Source organism: Pseudomonas sp. FG13, from assembly GCF_057809755.1.
Genome location: NZ_JBMDKO010000006.1, coordinates 99,654 through 123,164, shown reverse-complemented (window position 1 = coordinate 123,164; position 23,511 = coordinate 99,654). Strand labels below are relative to the sequence as shown.

Here is a 23,511-nt window from a genome sequence, read left to right as displayed (position 1 = left end):
CTGATCAACCCACCGGAAACCGCAAGTATTCCGGCTGCAACACGTTGAACCACAGCAGGATCATCTCCACCAACATGGTCACCAGGACCAGCAACCCAACCCCCCAGACACTCGCCGAATACAACAGCCCCTGTTCCTTCTTGAGGCTCATGAACTTGGGCAGGCCGATAAACAGCAGGTAGCTCGAATAGGCCGAGGCCACCAGCAGCACGGCCACCGCCAGCCAACGGCTGGGGTAAAGCCCGGAAAGCCCGGCCAGGAAATACGGGGTGGCGGTATAAGCGGCAAAGCCGATGCACTGGTTGACGGTCGGGCGTACCTCGAAGGTGCGTGACATCCAGCGAATGAACAGGCCCATGAGCGCCACGCCGGCGACGATGGTCAGGTACAGCAGCACGCACAGTTGCAGTGCGCTGTGGGCCGTGAGGCGTACCGTTTCGTTTTCGGCCAGGCTCCAACCGGTCCAGGTGGTGCCCATGAACAGGCACGCCGCCGGGATCACGGCCAGCAACAACAAGTGGCCGAGATAATGGCGCGGGTGGGCCTGTTCTTCTTCGCGGATGTCCTGCCAGGCGAACTCGGGATGCGTGAACAGTTTGACGAAAGGTGCGGACATGACGACCTCCTGATCGAGACAGCCTCAGCGTGAGGCCCTTATGGATTTTGAGGTGTGGGAATGAGTGGGGGTTTCATTTATTTGGCGGGGCCTGCCCGGAGGCGATCAGAGGGAATGAATCCAAGCGGCAGAGGTCAACCCATCAGCATCCCAGAAGGACTCTGTACCATGACTGTCGCCTATTCCCTGGTTGATTACTTGCAAGCCCATGACTTGCGCCTGACCACGGCCGAATCCTGTACCGCTGGCCAGATCATCACGCTGTTGGCGGAGGTGCCGGGCAGCGGTTCGCTGATCGAAAGCGGTTACGTGGTGTATTCCCCCGAGGCGAAACAACGGCTGTTGGGCGTGAGTCCGCGCACCATCGATACCTTCAACCTCACCAGTCGCGAAGTGGCGCAGGAAATGGCCCTCGGCGCGTTGCACGATGCCAACGCCAATGTGGCGGTGGCCACCACCGGGATCCTCGGGCCGGACGACATGGATGGCATTCCCGCCGGCACCGTGTGCTTCGCCTGGGCCTTCCAGATCAATGGCAAGCGGGCGCTGTTCAGCCGCCAGGAGCGTTTTTTCGGCACGCGTGGGCAGGTGCAGTTGTGGGCCGCCGAGCACGCGCTGCTGCAACTGCGGCACTTTCACCAGCGGGCACTGGCGGGTGAGTACCGATAGGGCATCTCTGTAGCGAGGGAGCTTGCTTCCTCGCCACAAGAAAATTCGCCACAAAGGGGGGAGGCTGCATGGGTTACAGGATCGGCTTGCCCCCGGTTATCCCATACCGTGACCCGGAGATGTAGCTGGACTCATCCGACGCCAGCAGCACATAGATCGGCGCCACTTCCACCGGTTGGCCCGGGCGCCCCAGGGGCGTCTGGGAACCGAAGTTCTGAACCTCTTCCTCAGGCATGGTCGCAACAATCAGCGGTGTCCAGATCGGCCCCGGCGCCACGCTGTTGACCCGGATGCCCTTGGGCCCGAGCATCTGCGCCAGGCCGCCGGTGAAGTTGGCGATGGCACCCTTGGTGGTGGCATAGGCCAGCAGGGTCGGTTTGGGCATGTCGGAGTTGACCGAACTGGTGTTGATGATCGAACCACCGGCTTTCATGTGCGGCACAGCGGCCTGGCAGATCCTGAACATCGAGGTGATGTTGATATCGAACGTGCGTACCCATTCCTCATCCGGAATGTCCTCCAGATGCTCGTGGGTCATCTGGAATGCGGCATTGTTGACCAGGACGTCGATGCGTCCGAAGCGCGCGACGGTCTCATCGACGACTTTGCGGCACTGGGCCTTGTCCGCCAGGTCGCCCGGCAACAACAGGCACTGGCGGCCAGCCTGCTCGACCCAGCGGGCGGTTTCCCGGGCGTCTTCGTGCTCATCCAGATAAGAAATGGCCACGTCCGCGCCTTCACGGGCAAACGCGATTGCCACGGCGCGACCAATGCCGCTGTCGGCACCGGTGATCAAGGCGATTTTGCTCGCCAGACGCCCGGAACCGGTGTAACTCTGTTCGCCACAATCGGGATACGGGTCCATTCTTCGCTGGGAGCCAGGCACCGGTTGGCTTTGTTTCGGGAAAGGCGGGGTAGGGTAGTCGACCATGTCGTTCTCCAGGCAAGGTGTGGATGCGATGGAGGGTGGACCGCGGTTTTTTCGGCAGAGTTCGGTTGGATCATTCAGCCGGTCGATGAGCGTTGCGCAGGGCGTTTCGTCGACCAATAGTGACCCACAGCGAATGTTGGAGAACAGGAATTCTCCAATGGCCATACGTCATGCAACAAGGAGATGGGATTGTTCAGTCATATACAGATCGGCGCGCGCGACTTGCCAAAGATGATCGCTTTCTATGATGCAGTCCTTGGTTGCCTGGGACTGGTGCGCATGGACAGCGAAAACGATTCTGGCCCGCCCGGAGAAGGCTGGCACCAACCGGGCAAGCGCTGGCCCCAGGTATTCGTGCAACAGCCCTTCAACGGCTTGCCCGCCACGTGGGGCAACGGCATGCAAGTCAGCTTCGCCGCCGACTCACCGCAAACCGTGCACGCCGCTTGGGAACTGGCCATTGCCATGGGGGGCTTCGACGAAGGCCCGCCTGGCTCGAGGCCGCAGTACTCGGAAGGCTACTTTGGCGCCTATTGCCGGGATCCTGAGGGGAACAAGCTGTGTTTTGTATATGCGCCGGACCTGCATGAATAACCACTGATCCGACTGTGGCAAGAGGGATCTGTGCTTTGGGATGATTGTGGCTAACGGACTTTGTGGCGAGGGGATTTATCTGTGGCAAAGGATGTACCTGTGGCGAGGGGATTTATCCCCGCTCGAGTGCGAAGCGCTCGCCCAGGGATTCTCTGTGCTGGAAAAGCGGGGGTTGCTACGCAACCCAACGGGGATAAATCCCCTCGCCACAGATAAATCCTTCTGCCACAGGTACATCCTTCTGCCACAGATAAATCTCATGCCACCTTATTCCAACAATCAGCGCCGAGCCTTGAGGCTCTTCTCCATTCGCGCAATCCCTTCTTCCAGCAATTCCCGCGGACAGCCGAAGTTCAAGCGCACGAACTGCTGGGCATCGTCGCCAAAATCCAGCCCGGCGCTCAGCCCTACCTTGGCTTCATGGAGGAAGAAGGCCTGTGGATCGTCCAAGCCCAACCCCGAGCAATCCAGCCACGCCAGGTAGGTGCCCTGGGGCACGGTCATGGTGATGCCGGGCAGTCGGGTCTGCACCGCATTGACCAGGTAATCACGGTTGGCTTGCAGATACACTTTCAACGCTTCGAGCCACGGACCGGCCTCGCTGTAGGCCGCCCGGGTCGCTTCCAGGCCCAGGGCGTTGACGCTGTCGACCATACCGGCACGGGCGTTGTTGACCCGTTCGCGCACCTTGGCGTTCTGGATGATGGCGAACGAGGTTTTCAGCCCGGCGATGTTGTAGGCCTTGCTGGCGGACATCAGAGTGATGGTGCGCTCGGCGATTTCCGGGCTCAGGGTGGCGGTGGGAATGTGCACCCGGCCGTCGAAGCACAGCTCGGCATGGATCTCGTCGGAGATGATCCAGGCATCCTGCTCCAGGCAGATATCCGCCACGGCCTTGAGTTCTTCGCGACCGAACACCTTGCCCAGCGGGTTGTGGGGATTGCTCAACAACAGCGCGCCACCACCGTGCAAGGCCTCGCGCAATGCCGCCAGCGGCGTGTGGAATTCGCCGTTGACCGGATTGAAAGGCAACTCCACCTTGTTCAACTGCCAATGGCCCGGCGCATTGCGCAGCGGCGGGTAGTTGGGCACCTGCACCACGACATTCTGCTGTGGTTCTACCAGCCCATGCAGGGCCATGTTGAAACCCGGCTCCACACCCGGCAGGAACACGATCTGCTGGGGCTCGACCCGCCAGGCGTACTTGTTCCAGAGGTCAGTCACGATGGCCGCACGCAGGTTGTCCTGGGCCACGCTGTAGCCAAGCATCGGATGCTCTAAGCGCTTGCGCAGCGCATCGATGACCACGGGCGGGGCGGCGAAGTCCATATCGGCCACCCACATCGGCAACACATCGGCCGGGTAGCGACTCCATTTGGTGCTGCCGGTACCGTGGCGCTCGAACACGGGGTCGAAATCGAAAGTCATGGCGGTTCCATCAGGTCAGGGAATTGGGATGACGGCCATGATAAAGCAAACATCCTGCAGGAAAAGATCGATGGCTTACTATCATTCCGTAGTGGCAATTGGCTACAGTTGCATTCCGACATGCCGATAGCGGTTGCGCGCGGCATCGCTCACGGAACCCATCAGGTACATGAAAAGGACATTCCCATGACATCGCCGGCGCGTTTCAACGACCACCACCGCAAAGCTGATCGCATCATGCTGGGGTTGCTCTGGCTCACGCTGCTGTACTCTCTGGGCCTGGCCTTCATGTATTCGACCTTCCTCCAGGCGCTGCTGGTGGGGGCGACGACCTGCCTGTTGACCACCGCGCTGTACCGTGGCCTGGGCGGTACGCGGCTCATGCGATGTGTCATCGCCGTGGCACTGATGGTCATGGCCGCCTTGCACATCAATCAGACGCATGGCGTCGTCGAATTCCATTTCGGGATTTTCGTCCTGCTGGCCGTGTTGACGTTCTACCGTGACTGGCTGCCCATTGTCGTGGCCGCCGCGACGATCGCTGTTCACCATCTTGGCTTCCACTGGCTGCAGCATCAGGGATTCCCGGTATTTGTCATGGCCGACCACGGCAGCTGGGGCATGGTCTTCGTCCATGCCTTCTATGTCGTGGTGGAGAGCGTGATCCTGATCTACCTGGCGAACCAGAGCCTGATGGACGCCACGGAAAACCAGGATGTACTGGACAAGGTACTTGCGGCCGCCGCGCAGCTCAGCAGCGACGCCGACAACCGGCGCAGCCAGGGCATCAAGGTGTCTTCGGGGGAACGCTTCGATCATTTCCTGCGGCAGGTCACCCAACTGGTGGATGGCGTGGTACGCGACACCCGTAATCTTTCCGACCTTGGCCAGGATTTGTCCCAGGTCGGACAGACCTTGGAAAGCGGCGCCCGGCACCAGTTGGATGAAGTGGCACAGATGAGCGGGGCGATCGGTCATCTGGTCCAGGCCATGGAGAACATTGCCGGCCACGTCGACCAGACCCTACAGCGCGCCGGGCAGGCCAACGAGCAGGTTACCCGGGGACGCAGCACAGTGGACCAGACCCGCGAGGAAATCGTCGAACTGGCCGCGCGCATCAATCTGACCAACGAAACCGTGCGAGTCCTGGCCGATCAGGCGCAACAGATCGGCCAGGTGCTCGATGTGATCAACGGCATTGCCGAGCAAACCAACCTGCTGGCCCTGAACGCGGCCATCGAGGCCGCCCGGGCCGGTGAGCAGGGGCGAGGGTTTGCGGTGGTGGCCGATGAAGTGCGTAGCCTTTCACAGAAGACTTCGACATCCACCACGGAAATCCAGCAGATCATCGCTAAGCTCCAGCAAGGCAGCCGTCAGGCCGCTGTCGCCATGCAGGACAGCCGGGACGGCGTGGAGCGCTGTGTGTCCGCCAGCCAATTGGCCTCGCAACTCTTACACGCCGTGGTGGAGGACATCGCGGTGATCAACCATTTCAACGACTTGATCGCCAGCACCACCCAAGAACAGTCCAAGGCGTCGTTGGGTCTCAACGAGCGCCTGCAAACCGTGCAGGCCGTGGCTGAGCGCAACGCCGACAACATCGGCATCCTGACGCGCAGCAGCCAATGCCTGCCACCGTTGGCGGAACGGCTGGCGGTGTTGGGGCAGGCGTTCCATGGGAAAGCCGGAGCCGCTTGATCGAGCTACTCAGTCACGTCAGTTTGAACGGCAACTGACGCAGCGGCTTGCCCGTCAGGCTCGCCACCGCATTCGCAAAGGCCGGTGCCAACGCCGGCAGGCCGGGTTCACCCATGCCTGTGGGTGGATCCGCGCTAGGCACGATGTGAATCGAGAACTCCGGCGTATCGGTGATGCGTGGCACGCTGAAATCGGCAAAGTTGCTTTGCTGCACCACGCCGTCCTTCAACGTGACGGCGCCGCCCGGCAGACACATGGACAAGCCCATGAGGGCCGCGCCCTGTACCTGCGCCTCGACGCTGCGCGGGTTGACGGCCAGGTTGCAGTGCACGCCCGCGGTCACCTGATGCAGCACCGGACGGCCGTTCTGTACCGAGGCCTGGACCACGTAGGCCACCACTGAGCTGAACGACTCGTGCACTGCCACGCCCCAGGCCCGGCCTTCGGCTAGTTGATCCTTGCCGTAACCACTCTTGTCTACCGCCAGTTGCAGCGCGGCGCGATGGCGTGGGCTTTGATCGGCAAACAGCTTCATCCGATAGGCCACTGGATCCTGCCGGGTTGTCCGGGCAATCTCATCGATCAATGTTTCCATTACGAAGGCCGTATGCGTGGAGCCCACGCTGCGCCACCACAACACGGGAACGTTGAGCTTGGGATGATGCACCGTCAGGCGCATCGGCAGCGGATAAGGGTCGCGCAAACCTTCCGTGGCCGTAGGGTCGATGCCGTTCTGCACCCGGGCGCCGAACATCGTGTCGGCGAGGATCGATTGCCCGACCAGCACGTGATCCCAGGCCAGGACGTTGCCGTTATCATCGAAACCGATCCGCGCGCGGTGCAAGTGCATGGGGCGGTAGTAACCGCCCTTGATGTCGTCTTCACGACTCCACAGGGTGCGAATAGGCGCATCGAGCCCGGCGCTGCGGGCGGCCTTGGCGACTTCGCAGGCGAGCACGACGAAGTCGCCGGAAGGTACACCACGCCGGCCAAAGCCACCGCCTGCCGTCTGCACATTGACCTGGACTTGTTCGGGCTTGAGATTCAATACCCGTGCCGCCGCGACACCGTCGCCACCGGGGAACTGCGTACCGACCCATAGCTGGGCGCGGTCGCCGGAAACCTGGACGGTGCAGTTCAACGGTTCCATCGGCGCGTGAGCGAGGTAGGGGAACAGGAACTCGGCTTCCAACTGATGCGGGGCCTTGGCAAGCGGCGTCATGTCAGCATCGAAATGCAGGGGGCCGGGCTGGTTGGCCAGGTCCCGGTACTGCGCCAGTTGCTTTTCGCTGTCCACCTTCTCGACCGTGGAGGTATCCCATTGCAGCTTGAGCGCATCGCGGCCGGTTTTCGCCTGCCAGTAGCCGTCCGCGACCACCGCCACACCTTCGGCCCCTCCGTCCAGCGGCACTCGCAGGACGGCTTTTACCCCTTGGGTGGCACGCGCCGCGCTGTCATCCAGCGAAGCGATACGGGCCCCGAATACAGGAGGGCGCGCCACTACGGCGGTGAGCTGCCCAGGCAGGTGCATGTCGATGCCGAAATCCTGCCGGCCGCTGCTCTTGGCCTTGGCATCGATGCGTGTGGTTGCCTGGCCAATGATGCGGAAGTCCTTGGGATCCTTGAGGGTGATTGTTTCAGGCACGGGCAACGCCATCGCCGCATCGGCGAGTTCTCCGTAGCTCGCTTTTCGGCCTCCAGGGCCTAGCACCATGCCCGCCTGGGTACTAAGGCTCGCCGCATCCACATTCCAGCGCGCAGCCGCCGCCGCGAGCAACATGGCGCGAGCGCGAGCGCCCAATTCACGGTATTGGGTGTAGCTGTTCTTGATCGAGTTGGAGCCACCGGTGATGTGCATGCCGAAACTCGGGTCCTGATAAGCCGAGTCGTTGCTGCCGTTGCGGGTACGCACCAGGTTCCAGTCGGCATCGAGTTCTTCGGCCAGAATCATGGGCAGTCCGGTCTGCACCCCCTGGCCGAACTCCAGGCGATTGATGGTAACCGTTACTTCGCCGTTGGGCGCGATCTGCACGAACGCCGACGGTTGCTGGGTCGGCTTGAGCGCCTGCGCACCGTCGCCGGCTTGTTGTGCCAGGGCCAGGTGCGGGAATGCCCCCAAGGCCAGCCCGCCAATGCCGACGATTTTGAGAAAACTGCGCCGGGGGAGTGTGGTGAGACTGCCCATGTCGTCGGTGAAGATCGATTGCAGGGTGCGGGGGAGTTCGTCAGGAAAAATGTCGTTCAGCATGGCGCACTCCGGTCAGGCGAGGGCTTTGGCGGCATCGGCCACGGCAGCACGGATACGGACATAGGTACCGCAGCGGCAGATGTTGCCGGCCATGGCCGAGTCGATTTCGGCGGCGGTGGGTTGCTTGCCCTTGGGTTGGGCCTTGAGGAAAGCGGTCGCGCTCATGATCTGGCCGCTCTGGCAGTAGCCACATTGCGCGACGTCATGCTTGACCCAGGCCTCATGCACCGCCGTGCCGACCGGATCGCTGCCGTCGGTAGCGGCTTCGATGGTGGTGATTTTCCTGCCTTCGGCGGCTGCGATCGGCGTCACGCAGGAGCGGATGGCCTGGCCGTCCAGGTGAACCGTGCATGCACCGCACAGGGCTGCGCCGCAGCCGAACTTGGTGCCGGTCATGCCCAACGTATCACGCAGTGTCCAAAGGATCGGGGTGCCAGGATCGACGTCGACCGTGTACTCACGGCCATTGATGTTGAGGGCGCTCATGGTGGGACTTGCTCCGCAAGGTTTGGCTCCGATCAACTATAGGAAGGAATCCCCCAGGCACATTGCACAATTCAGGCTGATGATTGCCCAATCCTGCGAATTGGCCTGTCGGCCTGTCCTCCTATCTTTCTGTTTGGATCGATCACCCTAAGGTACGTTGGCTCAACCCAACGTCGCTCGGCGCGGATACCCGCACTCAGGAATGGACGGGCAGCACCAGGCCAAACGCCACGAAAAAACCGCCGCAGACCTTGTTGAACCGACGCCCGGCCCGAGCCAGCCATGGCCTGACCCGATACGCCGCCGTGGCCACGATGTACTCGACGATGAACTCCACGACGGCATAGGTCAGCGCGATAGCGGCGGTCTGGACGAGCAGGTTCCTGTGCGGGTCCAGGAAGGGCGGGATAAACGCGGTGAACAGCAACAGTGCCTTGGGATTCGAGACCGCCGACAACAAGCCCTGTCGGAACAGTGACCACGGGCCGGATCCCGTCACGGCATCCACGTCCAGGGAAACAGGTGCCGACCGCCACAATCCCAGGCCCAGCCAGATGAGATAAAGCCCGCCGGCTATCTTCAGCACCATGAACCCGGTCACGGAGGCCTGGATCAGTGCACCTAGCCCCAGGGCGCACAACGAGAGCATCACGACGAAGCCCAACACACCGCCACTGATGGTGAAAAGCGTCTTGCGGTTGCCATGGATCGCGCCGTGGGTCAGGACCAGCAACGCGTTGGGCCCAGGCACCACCGCGATGCCGCAGCAGGTCACCAGGTAAAGCAGCCAGGTCTCGAAAGGCATGATGTTCTCCAGTCAAACGCAACGTCCGCTCCCCACATCCTGGGGATGAAAGCCGGTCAACGGAAGCGCATAATTCATGGCTTAGACATTCGATTATCGAATAGGGGTCGTGGACATGCCTTCCGGCGATTTGCAGATGGACTGGCTCAAGTGCTTTGTCGCGGTGGTGGACGCCGGTTCGCTTTCGGGCGCGGCCCTTGAGGTGCATCGGTCACAGTCCGCCGTGAGCATGCAGATGAAGAAACTGGAAGCGGCGCTTGGGCGGCAGTTGTTGAGTCGCGGCCCGCGGCATCTGCAGCTGACCCTCGATGGTCAGACCCTCCTGGGCTATGCGCGGCGCATGGTGGCGCTGCATGCCGAGACGCAGGCGGCTTTTCATGGCGAAGAGCTGACCGGGCGTATACGGCTGGGCGTTGCCGAGGATTACGCGGCCAAGTACCTGACGCCTGTGCTCAAGCGTTTCGCTCCCCGCTATGGGGGTGTTGAAATAGAATTGGATTGCGAACAGTCGACGACCTTGATTCCACGGGTGGTGAATGGGGACCTGGACCTGGCGCTGGTCTCCAGGGACTCCCCCCAGCGGGGTACATTTCTCTTCAAGGAACCCATGGTGTGGGTGGGGTCGCCTCAGTTCGAACTTTGGCGGCGCGACCCCATACCGATCGCGGTCTACGAAAGTGCCAGCCTGGCCCGGCGCAATGCAGTCAATTCGTTAACGCTGCAGGGCCGTCGGTATAAGGTGGTCTACAACAGTTCCAGCCTCGCTGGTCAAGTCGCGGCGGTGGAAGGTGGGATTGCCATCGCCGCCATCACTCAGTGCAGTGTCCCGGCCTCATTGCAAGTGCTCGGCAACGAACATGATCTGGGCGGCATAGAACCGATGGAGGTGTCGGTTTTTCGCAGTCGGGCCTCTCGCGGTTCGAAGGCTGTGAACAGCCTTCACGCCTTCATCATCGGTGCGTTGAGGAGCCAGCAGGCTACATAGCGCTACTCGTGCACCGTCACCCGATTGCGCCCGGTTTTCTTGGAGGTGTACAACGCCTCGTCCGCCCAGGCGATCAGGTCTGCATGGCTGTTCGATGGCTGGGTCAGGTCGGCCACCCCCAGGCTGATGGTGAAACGGATGACCTTGTCGCCGTACTGCACGTCCATTTCTTCGACGGCCTTGCGCAGACGCTCGGCAAACATCCGAGCACCGGCCTTGTCAGTGTCTGAGAGCACTACGCCGAACTCTTCGCCGCCATAGCGTCCGGCCACGTCGGAGTCACGCACGTGCTCGCGGACCAGGCTAGCGACCTGCTCGATGACCTTGTCGCCAGCCTGGTGGCCATAGGTGTCATTGACCCGCTTGAAGTGGTCGATGTCGAACATGACCAGGCTGGAGTTATTGCCATAGCGTTGATGCCGGGCATAGGTGGCCTTGAGGTTCTCTTCCCAATACCCACGGTTGTACAGGCCGGTCAGCCGATCGGTGCTGGACAACAGCTGTAGCTGTGCATTGGCGGCCTGGAGTTGATGCCGGTTGGTGGCGACGTCGGTGACGTCATAGATCACCAGGCAAATATGGTTGATCTTGCTGTCAGGGGAGCGCAGGGGCAGCAGGGTGGTGTTCTGGAACATGAACGCTTCGTGGCCGGTGATCGGCTGATAGTTCTTGAACCGCACCAGGTAGGGACGCTGTTCCCAGACGGTGAAGGCAGGCGTGCCCAGGGCGGCGACGCTTTCCACCTTGCGGCTGAACCATTGCTGGTCGACTTCGGGAAACAGACTGAAGAAATGCTGGTTATGGGCATCCTTCGGCTGGACCCCGGAACGGTTCTCCATGAACGTGTTCCAGACCTGCACCCGATAGTCGCGGTCAAGCACCACCACGCCGACATCGATGCTCTGGACAATCGCCAGCAACCAGTGGAATTCGTTCAGATCAACAGGATTGTTCATGGCTCAGCTCATCAAGTAGGCGAGTTTGTGGGTCAACCGCTCGATTGAGTCTTCCGTGAACAGCAATAACAGGTCGAAGCGAATGTCGTGGCCTTCCAGGCTGTAGCTGATTTCCACGGCGAGGGTCTTTTTCCAGCGGGTCTGGTTGACCCGGATCAGCTCGTCGATCGCCGCATGCTGGCCGAGCACCTGCGGATGGCCTTGAGAGAACACCACATCGATCTGCTCGGCAATACTGCTCAGGCACGCGCCGATCAATACGCTGGAAAGATCGAGCACCATTTCCAGGTCCGAATAATCGGCGCTCTGGCGCTGCATCAATTGCGCGATATCGGCGACTTCCGAGTCATGGAACATCAGCAGGGCTTCACCGGCGATGCCGCTGCCGATAAAACCCTGGCAGATGGCTGTGAGCTGCTGAGAGCTGCCGGCGTCGGCGAGCGCCATGTGCAACTCGCCGACTTCGAGGACGTTCACGTTCGGGACCGGCAACTGCACGAAGACGCCCAGGACCTTGGCGATCAGGGCGGCGGCCCGGCCAATGGCGACGTTGACCGTCTCGCGGAATGCGTCGTGAAAATGGATGGCGGTGTTGCTTGTCGGACGATGCTGCAGCGGCGCCTGCGTGGCTTTCGTCAGCAGGCCCAGGCGGCTGAGGGTCTGGCGCAATTCGTTTTCGTCGAAAGGCTTTTTCAGGAACGCCAGGGCGCCCAGTTCGCTGACGCGGCGCACCGCTTCTTCCTGGATGTCACCGGAAATCACGATGACTTGCGCTTTCAACCCTTCAGTGCGCAAGGCGCTCAACACCTGGTAGCCATCCATCTCCGGCATGGTCAGGTCGAGCAGTACCACTTGGCCCAGCCCCTTGCGTATGGCCTCCATGGCCTGGCGGCCGTTACTGGCCTCGGTAATGGATACCGACCAGTCCGCCGGCAATGCCCGTAACACTTGCTTACGGGCCATGTTGGAGTCATCACACACCACTAGGGGAATCTCTGACACAACCAGCCTCTCATCAGGGAAAGTACTAGGGCATCATGCCATAGGCTTACAAAGACCACCTAGTCACCAGGGTTATGAGCCTCGAAGAGCAAGAACGATGAGCTCGCCGGATTTTCAACGGTCTTTCCTTTGGAACAGGCGGTCTTTCTGGAAGTTCGATTCATCCGCAACGCTTTGGCCCGCAAACAAAAAGCCCGCACACTCATGGCGAGGTGCGGGCTCTTGAGCGGCCGGAAGCTGCGATCAGAAACGCATGCCTTCGAACGGGTTCCAGCTTTGCTCGCCTTTGACTTCTTTCAGGTAGTACGCGTAATTGGTCATGATCGCGTACATCACCGAAAAGGCCGCGCTCATGCCCGAATCCAGCGCCCTTGGAGATTCCGTGCCCATGAGCGCAAAAATCACACTCACTGCGATGCTGATGCCGATCATGATGCCGATCATGGCCAGGTTCTTCTTCCAGAGTCCCAGGACGAACAGGTAGATCGGGCCGAAGAAGAAGGCAATCACGTTGGCATTGATCAGCATCTTCTTCTTGAAGCCTGGTAGCGCCTTGAAGGCTTCCTTGTGTCGCGGATCGTTCGGCGCGCCATAGGTATCAAAGAAATTAAAGCGTTCCTGCCATTTGGCGCTGTATTTGCCAGTGCCTTGTACGTGTTCGGTGGTGCTCATGTTTACGGCTCCTTGATGGTCCATGCAGTGGTAAAACGTTCTTCCGCGAATTCCTGAGCGCTTTATAAGCGTTTACGCGGAAAAAAGCCCCTTCGGCGGAACAGGCGCCCGTTTGATCTGTGACGCGCATCACTCTCACCGCGCGTAGGACTACGAGGGCGTCATGACTCGCAGGAAATTCCGCTGTCCCATTGTCTGCCAGGCGATTTACGTCTAGTTTGCTGGCCGATCACAAATACAAAAAATCAGGAGTCCTAGATGCAACCGATTCGTCTCGGTCTGGTGGGCTACGGCAAGATTGCCCAAGATCAACATGTACCCGCCATCCACGCCAATCCGGCGTTTCAATTGGTGGCGGTCGCCACGCAGGGGCAGCCCTGTGCCGGGGTAGAGAATTTCAAGTCCCTGGGCGAGCTGCTCGTAAACGGCCCCCAGGTTGATGCGATTGCCTTTTGCACGCCGCCGCAGGGCCGATTCGCTCTGGTGGAGCAGGCGCTGGCCGCCGGCAAGCATGTCCTGGTGGAAAAGCCGCCATGCGCCACCCTCGGCGAAGCGATGGCATTGGTCAGCCAGGCTGGGGAGCTGGGCGTCAGCGCACTGTTTGCCTGGCATTCGCGCTACGCACCCGGGATCGAGGCGGCCCGGGACTGGCTGGCCACCCGCACCCTGCAAAGCGTGCAGATCGATTGGAAGGAAGACGTGCGCAAATGGCATCCCGGCCAGGCGTGGATCTGGCAACCGGGCGGCCTGGGCGTGTTCGACCCCGGCATCAATGCCTTGTCGATCGCGACCCATCTGTTGCCGCGGCCGCTGTTTGTCAAATCGGCACAGCTGCGGGTTCCCGATAACTGCCAATCGCCTATCGCCGCAAGCATACAGATGTCGGATGCCCGCCACCTCGATATCCGCGCGGAGTTCGATTTCGACCACGGTCATGATGAACTCTGGAGCATCGAAATCCGTTGCGCCGAAGGCACCTTGCGCCTGGACAACGGTGGTGCCCTGTTGAGCATCGATGGCGTGCGCCAGGCGGTTTCGGAGGAGGGCGAGTACGCGGCGGTGTATCGACATTTCCAACAGCTGATCGCCGACAAAGCCAGTGACCTGGACCTGCAACCGCTGCGGCTGGTGGCGGACAGCTTTTTTGTTGGCAGCCGGACGTTGGTTGAACCGTTCTACGATTGATCGCGCTGTAACAGGTAGACCGCTATCGCGAGCAGGCTCGCTCCCACAGGGTCCGTGGTGTACGCAAATATTGCGTACTCCATAGTTCCAATGTGGGAGCGAGCCTGCTCGCGATGCTTTTACACCAGGTAGTTCTTCAATTCCCGGGCGATGACCATCCGCTGGATCTCGCTCGACCCTTCATAGATCTGGGTAATCCGTGCATCGCGGTAGTAGCGCTCCACCGGATAGTCCTCCAGATAGCCGTAGCCGCCATGAATCTGCATCGCCGAAGAGCAGACCTTTTCGGCCATTTCCGAGGCAAACAGCTTCGCCTGGGAGGCTTCTGAGAGGCAGGGCTTGCCGGCGCTGCGCAAGCGGGCAGCATGGAGGATGAGCAGGCGGGCGGCATTCAGGCGGGTGTGCATGTCGGCCAACAGGTTGGCAATGCTCTGGTGCTCAATGATCGGCTTGTCGAACTGCACCCGATCCCGCGAGTAGGCCAGGGCGGCCTCGAATGCCGCCCGGGCGATGCCCAGGGCCTGGGCTGCGATGCCGATCCGGCCGCCTTCAAGGTTGGAGAGGGCGATCGCCAGGCCTTTGCCACGCGCCCCCAGCAGGTTGGCCTCGGGAACGCTGCAGTTGTTCAAGGTGACGGCGCAGGTGTCCGAAGCGCGGATGCCCATCTTGTGCTCGGTACGATCGACGATGAAGCCCGGCGTATCGGTCGGCACCAGGAAGGCCGAGATGCCTTTCTTGCCCAGGTCCGGGTCCGTCACCGCGAACACGATCGCCAGTTTCGCCCGCTTGCCGTTACTGACGAACTGCTTGGCGCCATTGATGACCCACTGGCCGTCCCGCAGTTCGGCGCGGGTGCGCAGGTTGTGGGCCTCGGAACCCGCCTGGGGTTCGGTCAGGCAGAAGCAGCCAATGGCCTGTCCACTCGCCAGGTCGGCCAGCCAGGTCTGTTTCTGTTCATCGGTGCCGAAGTTGAGGACCGGCCCACAGCCCACCGAGTTGTGGATGCTCATCAGCGCCCCGGTGGCACCATCACCGGCGGAGATTTCTTCCACCGCCAGGGCGTAGGCGACGTAATCGACGTAGGTACCCCCCCATTCCTCGGGCACCACCATGCCCAGCAGGCCCAGTTCACCCATCTTCGCCACCAGGCCATCGTCGATCCAACCGGCCTTTTCCCACGCCTGGGCATGGGGCGCGATTTCGCCACGGGCAAAGTCCCGGGCCATGTCGCGGATCATCACTTGTTCTTCAGTCAGTTCGAGGTCGTGCATGGACTCAGTTCCCGAGGTGATCGAGGCCGTCGAAGAAACTCGCCACCCGGTTCGCGTCCAGCGCGTCCAGGGTTGGCGGGTTCCAGCGTGGCTTCTTGTCTTTGTCGATCAGCAGGGCGCGCACGCCTTCGATCAGGTCGCCGCGCTCGAACCATTGCCGGTCCAGGTGCAGCTCCAGGGCGAAACAGTCTTCCAGACTCAAGTGGCGACCACGTCGCAGCATCTCCAGCGTGACCGCCATGGCCAGGGGCGAACGGGTTTCCAGCAGCTCGGCGGTTTGCAGCGCCCACTCATGGCTGTTGGCGACGGTGACCTGGCGCAATTGCTCGACCATGCTTGGCACATCGGGCAGGGCGAAGAAGTGATCGATGGCCGGACGCAGGCCGTCCAGGGGCGGGGCCGGCAGTTGCTGCACGGCGAGTTTCGCCAGCAGGCTTTGCAGATCCTTGAGCGGCATGTCGCTCCATTCCAGGCGGTCGAGACGCTCGTCGAGTTGAGCGAGCTTGCGGCTTTCCAGATACCAATCGGCCAGGCCGCAGTACAACGCGTCGGCCGCCTTTATCTGGACACCGCTGAGCCCCAGGTAGATACCCAGTTCGCCAGGGATGCGCGGCAGGAAATAACTGCCGCCCACGTCCGGGAAGTAACCGATGCCGACCTCGGGCATGCCCAGGCGACTGCGCTCGGTCACCACTCGCAGGTCCGCGCCCTGTGCCAGGCCCATGCCGCCGCCCAGGACGAAACCGTCCATCAGGGCGAGAATCGGTTTGCGGTAATGGTGGATCGTCAGGTCGAGGGCGTACTCCTCGACGAAAAAGTCTTCGTGCAGCGTGTCGCCTTGCTTGTGGCTGTCGTAGAGCGAACGGATATCGCCACCGGCACAGAACGCCTTGTCTCCGGCGCCGCGCAACACCACCGCGTGGATCTGCGGATCGGTAAGCCAGGCATCGAGTTGTTGCTGCAAGCTGCGCACCATGGCCAGGGTAAGGGCATTGAGGCCGGCGGGGCGGTTCAGGGTCAGATGGCCGATGTGGTTGCGAACCTCGACCAACACCTCACAGGCCACGACTTCGACGCTCCCTGTGGCTTGGGATGAAACCTGAGCAGTCATCGCTAACTCCCTGCTTTTATTGTCTTTATGAATTGTGTCGCGCGTATCCGGTCGGGATCGTAACAGTGCAAAATTGCCTCGCACAACCGGTATACGTGCAGGTCCTGTCTGCATATTTATAGCAGCCACAGGCTCACTCGCGACCCGACAGCACCTCCGTGATGCTGCGGCGCTTGGCATTTCGCTCGCTGGCGTGGATCAATTGTTCGAGATCTTCAGGGGTTACGTCGAAGAATGCTTCCATTTCCGCAAGAGCCAGCTTCAAGTCCTCGGCGGTGATGGCCTGGCGGTCCACGGGGGGATGGTCGGCGGGAATGACGGCCACCGGCTCGCTGGCCCGCTTCGGATAGCGCACCCGCGTCAGGTTGTTGTACGCCAGCGCACTGACGAGCAGGGTGGAACCTGCCAGCATGGCCGCGCCGAGGGCCTGCCAGTCGAGGGCGGCGACGGACGAGTCCGCCAGCACCAAGGTCGCCGCCAGGGCGCCGGCCGGTGGATGAATGCAGCGCAGCCAACACATCAATACCAGGGCCATGCCGGCTGCCAGGCAGGCGCTGCCCAGCGTGCGGCCCAACACATGGGCCACCAGCAGCCCCACGACCGAGGCACACAGGTAACCGCCGAAAATCGACCAGGGCTGGGCAAGGGCGCCCGAAGACACCGCGAACAGCAGCACCGCTGAAGCCCCGAGAGGGCCGATCAGGTGTTGCGCCACGTCGAGGCCATACACCTGGCCGCAGAGCCAGACACTGAACATGACCCCCAGGGCCATGCCGATGGCGGCGCGGCTCCATTCGGTGGGACGGGTATTGATAGCCGCGGGGAACCAGCGAGAAAGCATTGAGCACAAATCCAAAAAGCGAACAAAAAAAGGGGCTTACGGGAGAATCCCTGAAAGCCCTTTAAGTGCTCCAACAATTGGGGAAGGAACGCCGCACAGTGTGACGCCCAGCATCCTCGCTTACAAATTCATATTAATGCTGTTTGAGATCATTTATTTTGAAGTAACGGTGTGCTCCCAACGTGGGAGTGGGCTGGCTCGCGAAAGCGGTCTGTCTGTCACTTCAGATGTTGAATGTGTCGACGCCTTCGCGGGCAAGCCCGGCTTTCACAGGGTTAAGCGCTTCGGGGGATCGGGTACGGCGTGTGCGGTGCGATGGGCAAATCGCATGACTGCCCGCGCCCCATCGGAAAATAGGTGAAGCCCCTGTCGGCCATGCGCTCCGGGTCATACAAATTGCGGCCATCGAACACCACTGGCGCCTTGAGCCGTTGCTGGATCAGCGCAAAGTCCGGTGCCTTGAAAGGCTGCCACTCGGTGCAGATGATCAGCGCGTCGGCGCCCGGCAAGACCGATTCCGGGGTGCCCATCAGCAGGAGTTTCGACTCGTTGGGGTAGAGCTGCTGGGTCTGCTGCATCGCCTCCGGATCGAACGCCCGGACCGTTGCGCCGGAGGCCCACAGCGATTCGAGGAGCACGCGGCTCGGCGCATCGCGCATGTCATCGGTGTTGGGCTTGAAAGCCAGCCCCCACAGGGCAAAGGTTTTTCCGCGCAGATCGCCGTTGTAGAACGCCTTGATCCGCTCGAACAGCTTGTGTTTCTGGCGCCCGTTGATGGCTTCCACCGCTTGCAGCAGGTCGCTGGCGCAATGGGCCTGCTCGGCGCTGTGGATCAGGGCGCGCATGTCCTTGGGAAAGCACGAGCCGCCGTAGCCGCAGCCCGGGTAGATAAAGTGATAGCCGATGCGTGAATCGGCACCGATACCCAGGCGCACCGATTCGATGTCGGCCCCCAGGTGCTCCGCCAGTTCCGCGATTTGATTGATGAAGCTGATCTTGGTCGCGAGCATGGCATTGGCGGCGTATTTGGTCAGCTCGGCGCTGCGCAGGTCCATGAACAGGACCCGGTCGTGATTGCGATTGAACGGCGCATACAGGTCACGCATGATTTCCCGGACCTCATCGCGCTCGCAGCCGACCACGATGCGATCCGGGCGGCGGCAATCGGCAACCGCCGAGCCTTCCTTGAGAAACTCCGGATTGGACGCGATATCGAATTGCAGCAGGCGACCGGCCTTGATCAGGCATTTGTCGATGTGTGCCCGCAGGGCGTCGCCGGTGCCCACCGGTACGGTGGACTTTTCCACCAACAGGACCGGTTGCTCGCGATAACGGGCGACAGCCTCACCGACCGCCATCACCTGGCACAGATCGGCCGCCCCATCCTCCCTGGACGGCGTACCGACCGCGATGAACAGCACCTGGCCGTGCTGTACGGCGAGCCGCTCATCGCTGGTGAAATGCAGCCTTCCAGCTTCAATCCCTTCACGCACCAATGGCGCCAGGCCCGGCTCGTAGATGCTGACCTGACCCTGACGCAGGCTTTCGACCTTCTGCTCGTCGATGTCCATGCAGATCACGTCGTGGCCCACTTCGGCCAGCACGGCGGCTTGCACCAACCCTACATAACCACTACCGAATACCGTTATTTTCATTTGGTGGGCCCCCTGGGCAATTCCCGGCATGCATGACCCGCGATCCGTAATGAACCGTGGCGTATGGGGCCAGAATAAGTCGGGAATATTGCAGTTCACTGACAGTTCGCAGTCACGCGGACGCTCAATGGCAGGCAGTAGCCGATCCATCCGGCGGCCAACAAGACCAGGTTCATGCCGTCACGCAACAACAGGCGACCCGCTGCTCGTCGCACCTGTGCGGCGCTGACCCTTCCACGTCGGATATCGAGGCGGGCGAAACCGTGGACATGGCGCAGGACATCGAATGCCAGGAGCGCCGATGCCACCAGGAACCAGAGCATGCGCTGCCAGTAAGGAACGCCCAACGCCCGCAACAGATCCGTGGTGACATGCTGGTGGGCCACTTCTTCGCGGCAATGCCAGCGCCACAGGCGCGTCTGCGAAGATTCGGTGGCCGAGAGCAGGCCGCCCTTGCGCAAGGCAATCCTGGATATCACCGCCGTCACATGCTCGAACGCGGCAGCCAGGGCCAGTTGCGCCTTGGGCGACGCCTTCGACTGCACGTTCTCGAGGTCTTTTTCGATGTCGACTTCATACTTCCTGACCTCGAACCCTTGCTTTTCCAATTGCTGGTTGTAGAGCCGGTGCGCTCGTTGGTGGGCGCGCTCCTCAGCGACGAAACCGCGCGACTCGGCGGCCAGTGTCGAGGTCTGTTGCAGCTGTGAGGCGGCTGACTCCACCACCGAAATCACAAACTGTTCACCCGCGGGCAACAGCACTGAAAAAGCATCGAACAGATAGGTCTTGATCGGCGTGTCGTTCCAGAAGGGCTGGAAGGACAAAGGCTCGTTCTGCTTTTGATTTTCCAAGGTTTACTTCCAGAGTCGCGGACCGAAACGCATCCAGGTGGCAAGAAAAGCACACAGCCCCACGGCGCTGCCTGGCCGGGTTTCAGCCAGCACCCTCGAGCGCGCGTGGGCATGGAACCAGCGGGTCGCCGGCGCCTCATGGTGCGTGCGATGCAGCGAGCGGTGCAGGATGAGCCAGGACACCCAGGTCGGCAGGTAAACGTCCGTCGTGATGTCCGCCGGGGCACGACGCGCCCCTTGGGCCGAGATCGCGACGCCATAGTGCTCGGCCTGGGTCAACCAGAAATCCAGCCAGGCAAACAGGCAATACGGGATCAGCCAGGCACTCAGGACTTGGCGAGGCGCCTCGTGGATGCCCACTGCCAGCGCAGCAAGGAACAGGGCAAGCAGGGCGTTGTTCCGCCGCCAGCGCCAGACTTCGCGAGGCGGGACATAACGTCGGGAGATGGCATTGGTGGAGAGGGTCGTCCAGAGTTGCTCGACGGGGCCCAGCAGGCAGATCAGGCGCGTTCGCCATGACTGTTCATACATCAGCCCTTCAGGATCGTCGGCCTGACAGGTCTTGCGATGATGCTCCAGATGAAAGTAGCGGTAGCCGACGAAGTTGGCGCCGAACATCGCCGCTGCGAGCATTCCGACGGCATCGTTGAGGCGCGTGCCAACGAGAAATTGACGATGCACGCCCTGGTGCTTGATCTCCTGAACACCGATCATCAGGACCGCCTGCAGTATCACCAACGGCGCAAGCTCCAGCCATCCGAAAGCTTCGTTCCCTGCGAGCCAGGCGAGTGCAGCCGTATTCCCGATACACAGTGCCAGGAACAGATAGCTGGGCAAGTTGCTGCCGAGTCCTTGGAACAAGGGCTTCATAAACATACGAAGACCAGCTTTTTCATGCGTTGCAACCAAGGCAGCGGCACTCGCTTCCAGAGGAACGAAAGCCCCGAAAGCGGCACTTTGCCCCGGATTAACACGCCGACATCCAGCGACGGTTCGTGGGGAAAGTAGTTGTCCTTGATGGCGACTATCTGGCGAAAGCCTTTCTTGAAGTAGTAACGCAGCTGTGGATCCAGCGGCAGTCCTTGGCGTTGACTGCGCACGTACTGCGCGACCGTGATACCGGGGTTCTTCGAGCGCCAGTCCCGCAGGCCCGGGACGGGGGAGCCCAGGTAGATGTCCGACCATCCCTGCTTGAGTGCGTAGGGCCAGAAGAACTCGAAGATGGCGTTCGCGGCTTTCGAGTCGATGCTGCTCAGGCTGATGCCGAACAACGTGCCGGTCGCTGCAGACTCATCGCCGTGCTGTCGCCTGGCGCAGTCTTCCCACGTCGAGCAGCGGTGGATGAGGTCGTGCCGGGTGGGTTTCATGAACAACGAGGCCAACGCGGCCCCGGTATGGACGCAGAATGCACCGACACTCAAGGTGGGGAAGGCAGCAATTCGACTCGCCAGCATGACCGCGTCGGCGCGCTGGTCGTCGGTCCATTTCCTCTGCTCGAGTTCCAGCAGGGAAGGGAGATCGGCCGTTGTCAGGAACCGGACATCGATCTCATCGTCATGGGCTGGTTGCAGGTTTGCCGGCGCGGCGTTGACGGCTTCATTTCTTGTTTTTTTCAGGAGGGCTTGCATCAGGTAAGCGGCTCACCGATTGAGGGGGACTGGAGCAATCGGCGCACACGGTAGATCAGCGGTGTGAAGCTATGATGACGAGGTTGACTGATATACCGCTATCGCGAGCAGGCTCGCTCCCACAGGGGCAATGCGGCGTGTGCCTACTATTTTTTTATCGCACCCTCTGTGGGAGCGGGCTTGCTCGCGAAGGCGGTGGGTCAGTTTGAATCGATGTTGAATTTGATGACTTCTTCGCGAGCAAGCCCGCTCCCACAGAGGTCAGGGACGCCTACTGTGCGTCCAGACGGCACTCTACCGGCAGAGCGGCGACGAACTCACCCACCACCTCCCGGGTCAGGCTGACGATGTCTTCCACCCGTTCCATGCCCGCGCCGGTACGCCAACTGGCAACGATGTCCATCACCGAGGGCAACGGCACGCCAGTCACCAAGGTCAATGTGCCTTGGGCCAATTCGCCCTGTACCAGCGCCGCCGGCATGGCGCCGATGCCGAAGCCGTCGCGAACCAGGCGGGTGATGGCCGAGGCCGAGTTCACGCAGTTGATGCGCGGTGACACGATGTTCGCCGAGTGCAAGAGATTGAGGATGTCCTGATGGGGCCGCGAGTTGCGTGAGAACGTCACGATGCGTTCCTGGGACAGGTCCTCCAGCGAGGCGTATTGCCGGTCATAGACAGAGCCGGTGCGCACCACCCAATGCATCGGATAACGGGTCAGCAGGGCATTGCGCACGCTGTCCAGGCGTAGGATGTCGGTCTGGAAGATGACGTCCTGATAGCCTTTCTCCAGTTGGGAACACAGATTGCTCGCCGTGTCGGCCGATAATTCGATTTCCAGGGCCGGATAGCATTCCATCAGGCGCGTCACCAACGGGCTGAGCCAGGTGTGGATGACCGTGTCCATGGCGCCGATGCGGATCCGGCCGCGAACCTGGCGCGGATCCTGGATCACCGCCTTCATGCTTTGCATGGTGTCCATGATGCGCTCGGCGTATTCCAGCACCCGTTGCCCTTCGGAGGTCAGCGACACACCTTTGGAGTCGCGCACGAATAGCCGCACACCCATCTCGTCTTCCAGGGCCGCTATCCGGCTGGAGATGGAGGCCTGGGTGGTGAACAGTTTCTCTGCCGTGAGCCGGAAACTCTTCAGGCGAGCGACCCAGACGAAGGTTTCCAGAAACTTGATATTCACGTTGGCGGCTCTCCGGTACTGAGATTGGCAATGAGTGGATTACTGCGCTTGGACCGCCACATACTGGAGCACCGCTTCAAGCCCCGCGGTATCCGGCACGCTGTTCATGAGCGCGCGAACGTCGCACCACGGATAGTCCAGCGCCGAGACCCACGCCATGACCGGCGCCAGATCGGCTGCCGGCAACGTCACCATGTGCTCGATGGTGATCGTCAGCCCCTCGGCCAGATTGGACTCAGGCTCGAACTGCCAGTCATACAGCCCACAACCGACCCTGACCTCGCCGCTGTGCTTGTCCGACATCGCCACCAGCCATGTGCACTGGAATGCCTTGGCATTCCCGGAAGGCGGGGCGCTCAGGCAAAACGTATAGACGTTTTCGAAGGTCTGGCCAAAGCGCCTGACCAGGACATCGCCAATGGCCTCGCGGCTTTCCACGTGCCCCGGAAAAGAAATCGAGCCGGTGCGCACGACCATGTCCAGCGTGGCATGGGCGGTGAAGGCCTGGTCCAGCAGGTGAGGGCGATTGCCGTCCTTGGCGTTGATGTACTGTTGGATCGATCGTTGAGCCGTGTTCATCGGGTGTCCATGTTGGATTGGGAAGGGCGACGCAAAATCTGTGGGAGCCGAGCTTGCTCGCGATGAGGGCACATCAGTCGACGACGATGTTGAATGTTCCGCAGCCAT

At 61.3% G+C, this 23,511-nt stretch carries 23 protein-coding genes; 5 read left to right on the top strand and 18 right to left on the bottom strand.

Going from position 1 to position 23,511, the window contains the following annotated elements:
- Positions 1-4 precede the first annotated feature (4 nt).
- A complete protein-coding gene (locus ACODTO_RS08070) occupies positions 5-616 on the bottom strand; it encodes a Yip1 family protein (RefSeq protein WP_489106241.1) in 612 nt (203 codons plus the stop codon).
- A 168-nt stretch (positions 617-784) separates the two neighbouring features.
- Here ACODTO_RS08070 and ACODTO_RS08065 point away from each other — a divergent pair, with 168 nt between their 5' ends.
- The gene (locus tag ACODTO_RS08065; protein WP_489106240.1) at positions 785-1,285 is read left to right on the top strand and encodes a CinA family protein; all 501 of its coding nucleotides are present in this window, start codon (positions 785-787) and stop codon (positions 1,283-1,285) included.
- A 73-nt stretch (positions 1,286-1,358) separates the two neighbouring features.
- Here the strand turns inward: ACODTO_RS08065 and ACODTO_RS08060 are convergent, their stop codons facing one another.
- Positions 1,359-2,216 (bottom strand): SDR family oxidoreductase, encoded by an 858-nt coding sequence (locus ACODTO_RS08060; protein ID WP_139645666.1) that lies wholly within the window; start codon positions 2,214-2,216, stop codon positions 1,359-1,361.
- 189 nt (positions 2,217-2,405) lie between these two features.
- Here ACODTO_RS08060 and ACODTO_RS08055 point away from each other — a divergent pair, with 189 nt between their 5' ends.
- Positions 2,406-2,810: a VOC family protein gene (locus tag ACODTO_RS08055; RefSeq protein WP_489106239.1), complete on the top strand. Its 405-nt coding sequence runs from the start codon at positions 2,406-2,408 to the stop codon at positions 2,808-2,810.
- Positions 2,811-3,089: 279 nt separating this feature from the next.
- On the opposite strand, the gene ACODTO_RS08050 is transcribed toward ACODTO_RS08055, so the two are convergent.
- The gene (locus ACODTO_RS08050; protein WP_489106238.1) at positions 3,090-4,238 is read right to left on the bottom strand and encodes a MalY/PatB family protein; all 1,149 of its coding nucleotides are present in this window, start codon (positions 4,236-4,238) and stop codon (positions 3,090-3,092) included.
- Between the two features lie 120 nt (positions 4,239-4,358).
- Between ACODTO_RS08050 and ACODTO_RS08045 the strand changes: the two genes are divergently transcribed.
- On the top strand, positions 4,359-5,936 hold the full coding sequence (locus ACODTO_RS08045; protein ID WP_489106237.1) for a methyl-accepting chemotaxis protein: 1,578 nt from the start codon (positions 4,359-4,361) through the stop codon (positions 5,934-5,936).
- A 13-nt stretch (positions 5,937-5,949) separates the two neighbouring features.
- Here ACODTO_RS08045 and ACODTO_RS08040 read toward each other — a convergent pair whose 3' ends face one another.
- The 3 genes from ACODTO_RS08040 to ACODTO_RS08030 all read right to left on the bottom strand — a co-directional run bounded on the left by ACODTO_RS08040 (position 5,950) and on the right by ACODTO_RS08030 (position 9,475).
- Positions 5,950-8,184 carry a xanthine dehydrogenase family protein molybdopterin-binding subunit gene (locus ACODTO_RS08040; protein WP_489106236.1) on the bottom strand — a complete coding sequence of 745 codons (2,235 nt, stop codon included), beginning with the start codon at positions 8,182-8,184 and terminating at the stop codon, positions 5,950-5,952.
- Between the two features lie 12 nt (positions 8,185-8,196).
- Positions 8,197-8,670, bottom strand: coding sequence for a (2Fe-2S)-binding protein (locus ACODTO_RS08035; RefSeq protein ID WP_139645676.1), 474 nt, complete (start codon positions 8,668-8,670; stop codon positions 8,197-8,199).
- 196 nt (positions 8,671-8,866) lie between these two features.
- On the bottom strand, positions 8,867-9,475 hold the full coding sequence (locus ACODTO_RS08030; RefSeq protein ID WP_139645678.1) for a LysE family translocator: 609 nt from the start codon (positions 9,473-9,475) through the stop codon (positions 8,867-8,869).
- 115 nt (positions 9,476-9,590) lie between these two features.
- Here ACODTO_RS08030 and ACODTO_RS08025 point away from each other — a divergent pair, with 115 nt between their 5' ends.
- Positions 9,591-10,460 (top strand): LysR family transcriptional regulator, encoded by an 870-nt coding sequence (locus tag ACODTO_RS08025; RefSeq protein WP_139645680.1) that lies wholly within the window; start codon positions 9,591-9,593, stop codon positions 10,458-10,460.
- Positions 10,461-10,462: 2 nt separating this feature from the next.
- Here the strand turns inward: ACODTO_RS08025 and ACODTO_RS08020 are convergent, their stop codons facing one another.
- The 3 genes from ACODTO_RS08020 to ACODTO_RS08010 all read right to left on the bottom strand — a co-directional run bounded on the left by ACODTO_RS08020 (position 10,463) and on the right by ACODTO_RS08010 (position 13,090).
- The gene (locus ACODTO_RS08020) at positions 10,463-11,416 is read right to left on the bottom strand and encodes a sensor domain-containing diguanylate cyclase (RefSeq protein WP_175386038.1); all 954 of its coding nucleotides are present in this window, start codon (positions 11,414-11,416) and stop codon (positions 10,463-10,465) included.
- A 3-nt stretch (positions 11,417-11,419) separates the two neighbouring features.
- The gene (locus ACODTO_RS08015; RefSeq protein ID WP_139645684.1) at positions 11,420-12,418 is read right to left on the bottom strand and encodes a response regulator; all 999 of its coding nucleotides are present in this window, start codon (positions 12,416-12,418) and stop codon (positions 11,420-11,422) included.
- A 243-nt stretch (positions 12,419-12,661) separates the two neighbouring features.
- Entirely contained in the window at positions 12,662-13,090 is a 429-nt protein-coding gene (locus ACODTO_RS08010; protein ID WP_139645685.1) for a DUF2628 domain-containing protein, read from the bottom strand.
- Positions 13,091-13,348: 258 nt separating this feature from the next.
- Here ACODTO_RS08010 and ACODTO_RS08005 point away from each other — a divergent pair, with 258 nt between their 5' ends.
- A complete protein-coding gene (locus tag ACODTO_RS08005) occupies positions 13,349-14,275 on the top strand; it encodes a Gfo/Idh/MocA family protein (RefSeq protein ID WP_489106235.1) in 927 nt (308 codons plus the stop codon).
- A 119-nt stretch (positions 14,276-14,394) separates the two neighbouring features.
- On the opposite strand, the gene ACODTO_RS08000 is transcribed toward ACODTO_RS08005, so the two are convergent.
- The 9 genes from ACODTO_RS08000 to ACODTO_RS07960 all read right to left on the bottom strand — a co-directional run bounded on the left by ACODTO_RS08000 (position 14,395) and on the right by ACODTO_RS07960 (position 23,403).
- A complete protein-coding gene (locus tag ACODTO_RS08000; protein WP_139645689.1) occupies positions 14,395-15,546 on the bottom strand; it encodes an acyl-CoA dehydrogenase family protein in 1,152 nt (383 codons plus the stop codon).
- Between the two features lie 4 nt (positions 15,547-15,550).
- Positions 15,551-16,657 (bottom strand): enoyl-CoA hydratase/isomerase family protein, encoded by a 1,107-nt coding sequence (locus ACODTO_RS07995; RefSeq protein ID WP_489106234.1) that lies wholly within the window; start codon positions 16,655-16,657, stop codon positions 15,551-15,553.
- 133 nt (positions 16,658-16,790) lie between these two features.
- Positions 16,791-17,498 carry an HPP family protein gene (locus ACODTO_RS07990; protein ID WP_139645693.1) on the bottom strand — a complete coding sequence of 236 codons (708 nt, stop codon included), beginning with the start codon at positions 17,496-17,498 and terminating at the stop codon, positions 16,791-16,793.
- A gap of 275 nt (positions 17,499-17,773) precedes the next feature.
- Positions 17,774-19,153, bottom strand: a complete 1,380-nt coding sequence (locus ACODTO_RS07985; RefSeq protein WP_139645697.1) for a UDP-glucose dehydrogenase family protein — start codon at positions 19,151-19,153, stop codon at positions 17,774-17,776.
- A gap of 95 nt (positions 19,154-19,248) precedes the next feature.
- Positions 19,249-20,004 carry a metal-dependent hydrolase gene (locus tag ACODTO_RS07980; protein ID WP_489106233.1) on the bottom strand — a complete coding sequence of 252 codons (756 nt, stop codon included), beginning with the start codon at positions 20,002-20,004 and terminating at the stop codon, positions 19,249-19,251.
- 3 nt (positions 20,005-20,007) lie between these two features.
- Positions 20,008-20,880 carry a fatty acid desaturase family protein gene (locus ACODTO_RS07975; RefSeq protein ID WP_464708867.1) on the bottom strand — a complete coding sequence of 291 codons (873 nt, stop codon included), beginning with the start codon at positions 20,878-20,880 and terminating at the stop codon, positions 20,008-20,010.
- Positions 20,871-21,632, bottom strand: coding sequence for a hypothetical protein (locus ACODTO_RS07970; RefSeq protein WP_464708869.1), 762 nt, complete (start codon positions 21,630-21,632; stop codon positions 20,871-20,873). Before ACODTO_RS07970 ends, ACODTO_RS07975 begins: the two co-directional genes overlap by 10 nt.
- Positions 21,633-21,903: 271 nt before the next feature.
- Complete coding sequence (locus ACODTO_RS07965; RefSeq protein ID WP_139650030.1) at positions 21,904-22,824, bottom strand: LysR family transcriptional regulator; 921 nt, start codon at positions 22,822-22,824, stop codon at positions 21,904-21,906.
- Between the two features lie 39 nt (positions 22,825-22,863).
- The gene (locus tag ACODTO_RS07960; protein ID WP_175363932.1) at positions 22,864-23,403 is read right to left on the bottom strand and encodes a hypothetical protein; all 540 of its coding nucleotides are present in this window, start codon (positions 23,401-23,403) and stop codon (positions 22,864-22,866) included.
- Positions 23,404-23,511: the final 108 nt, after the last annotated feature.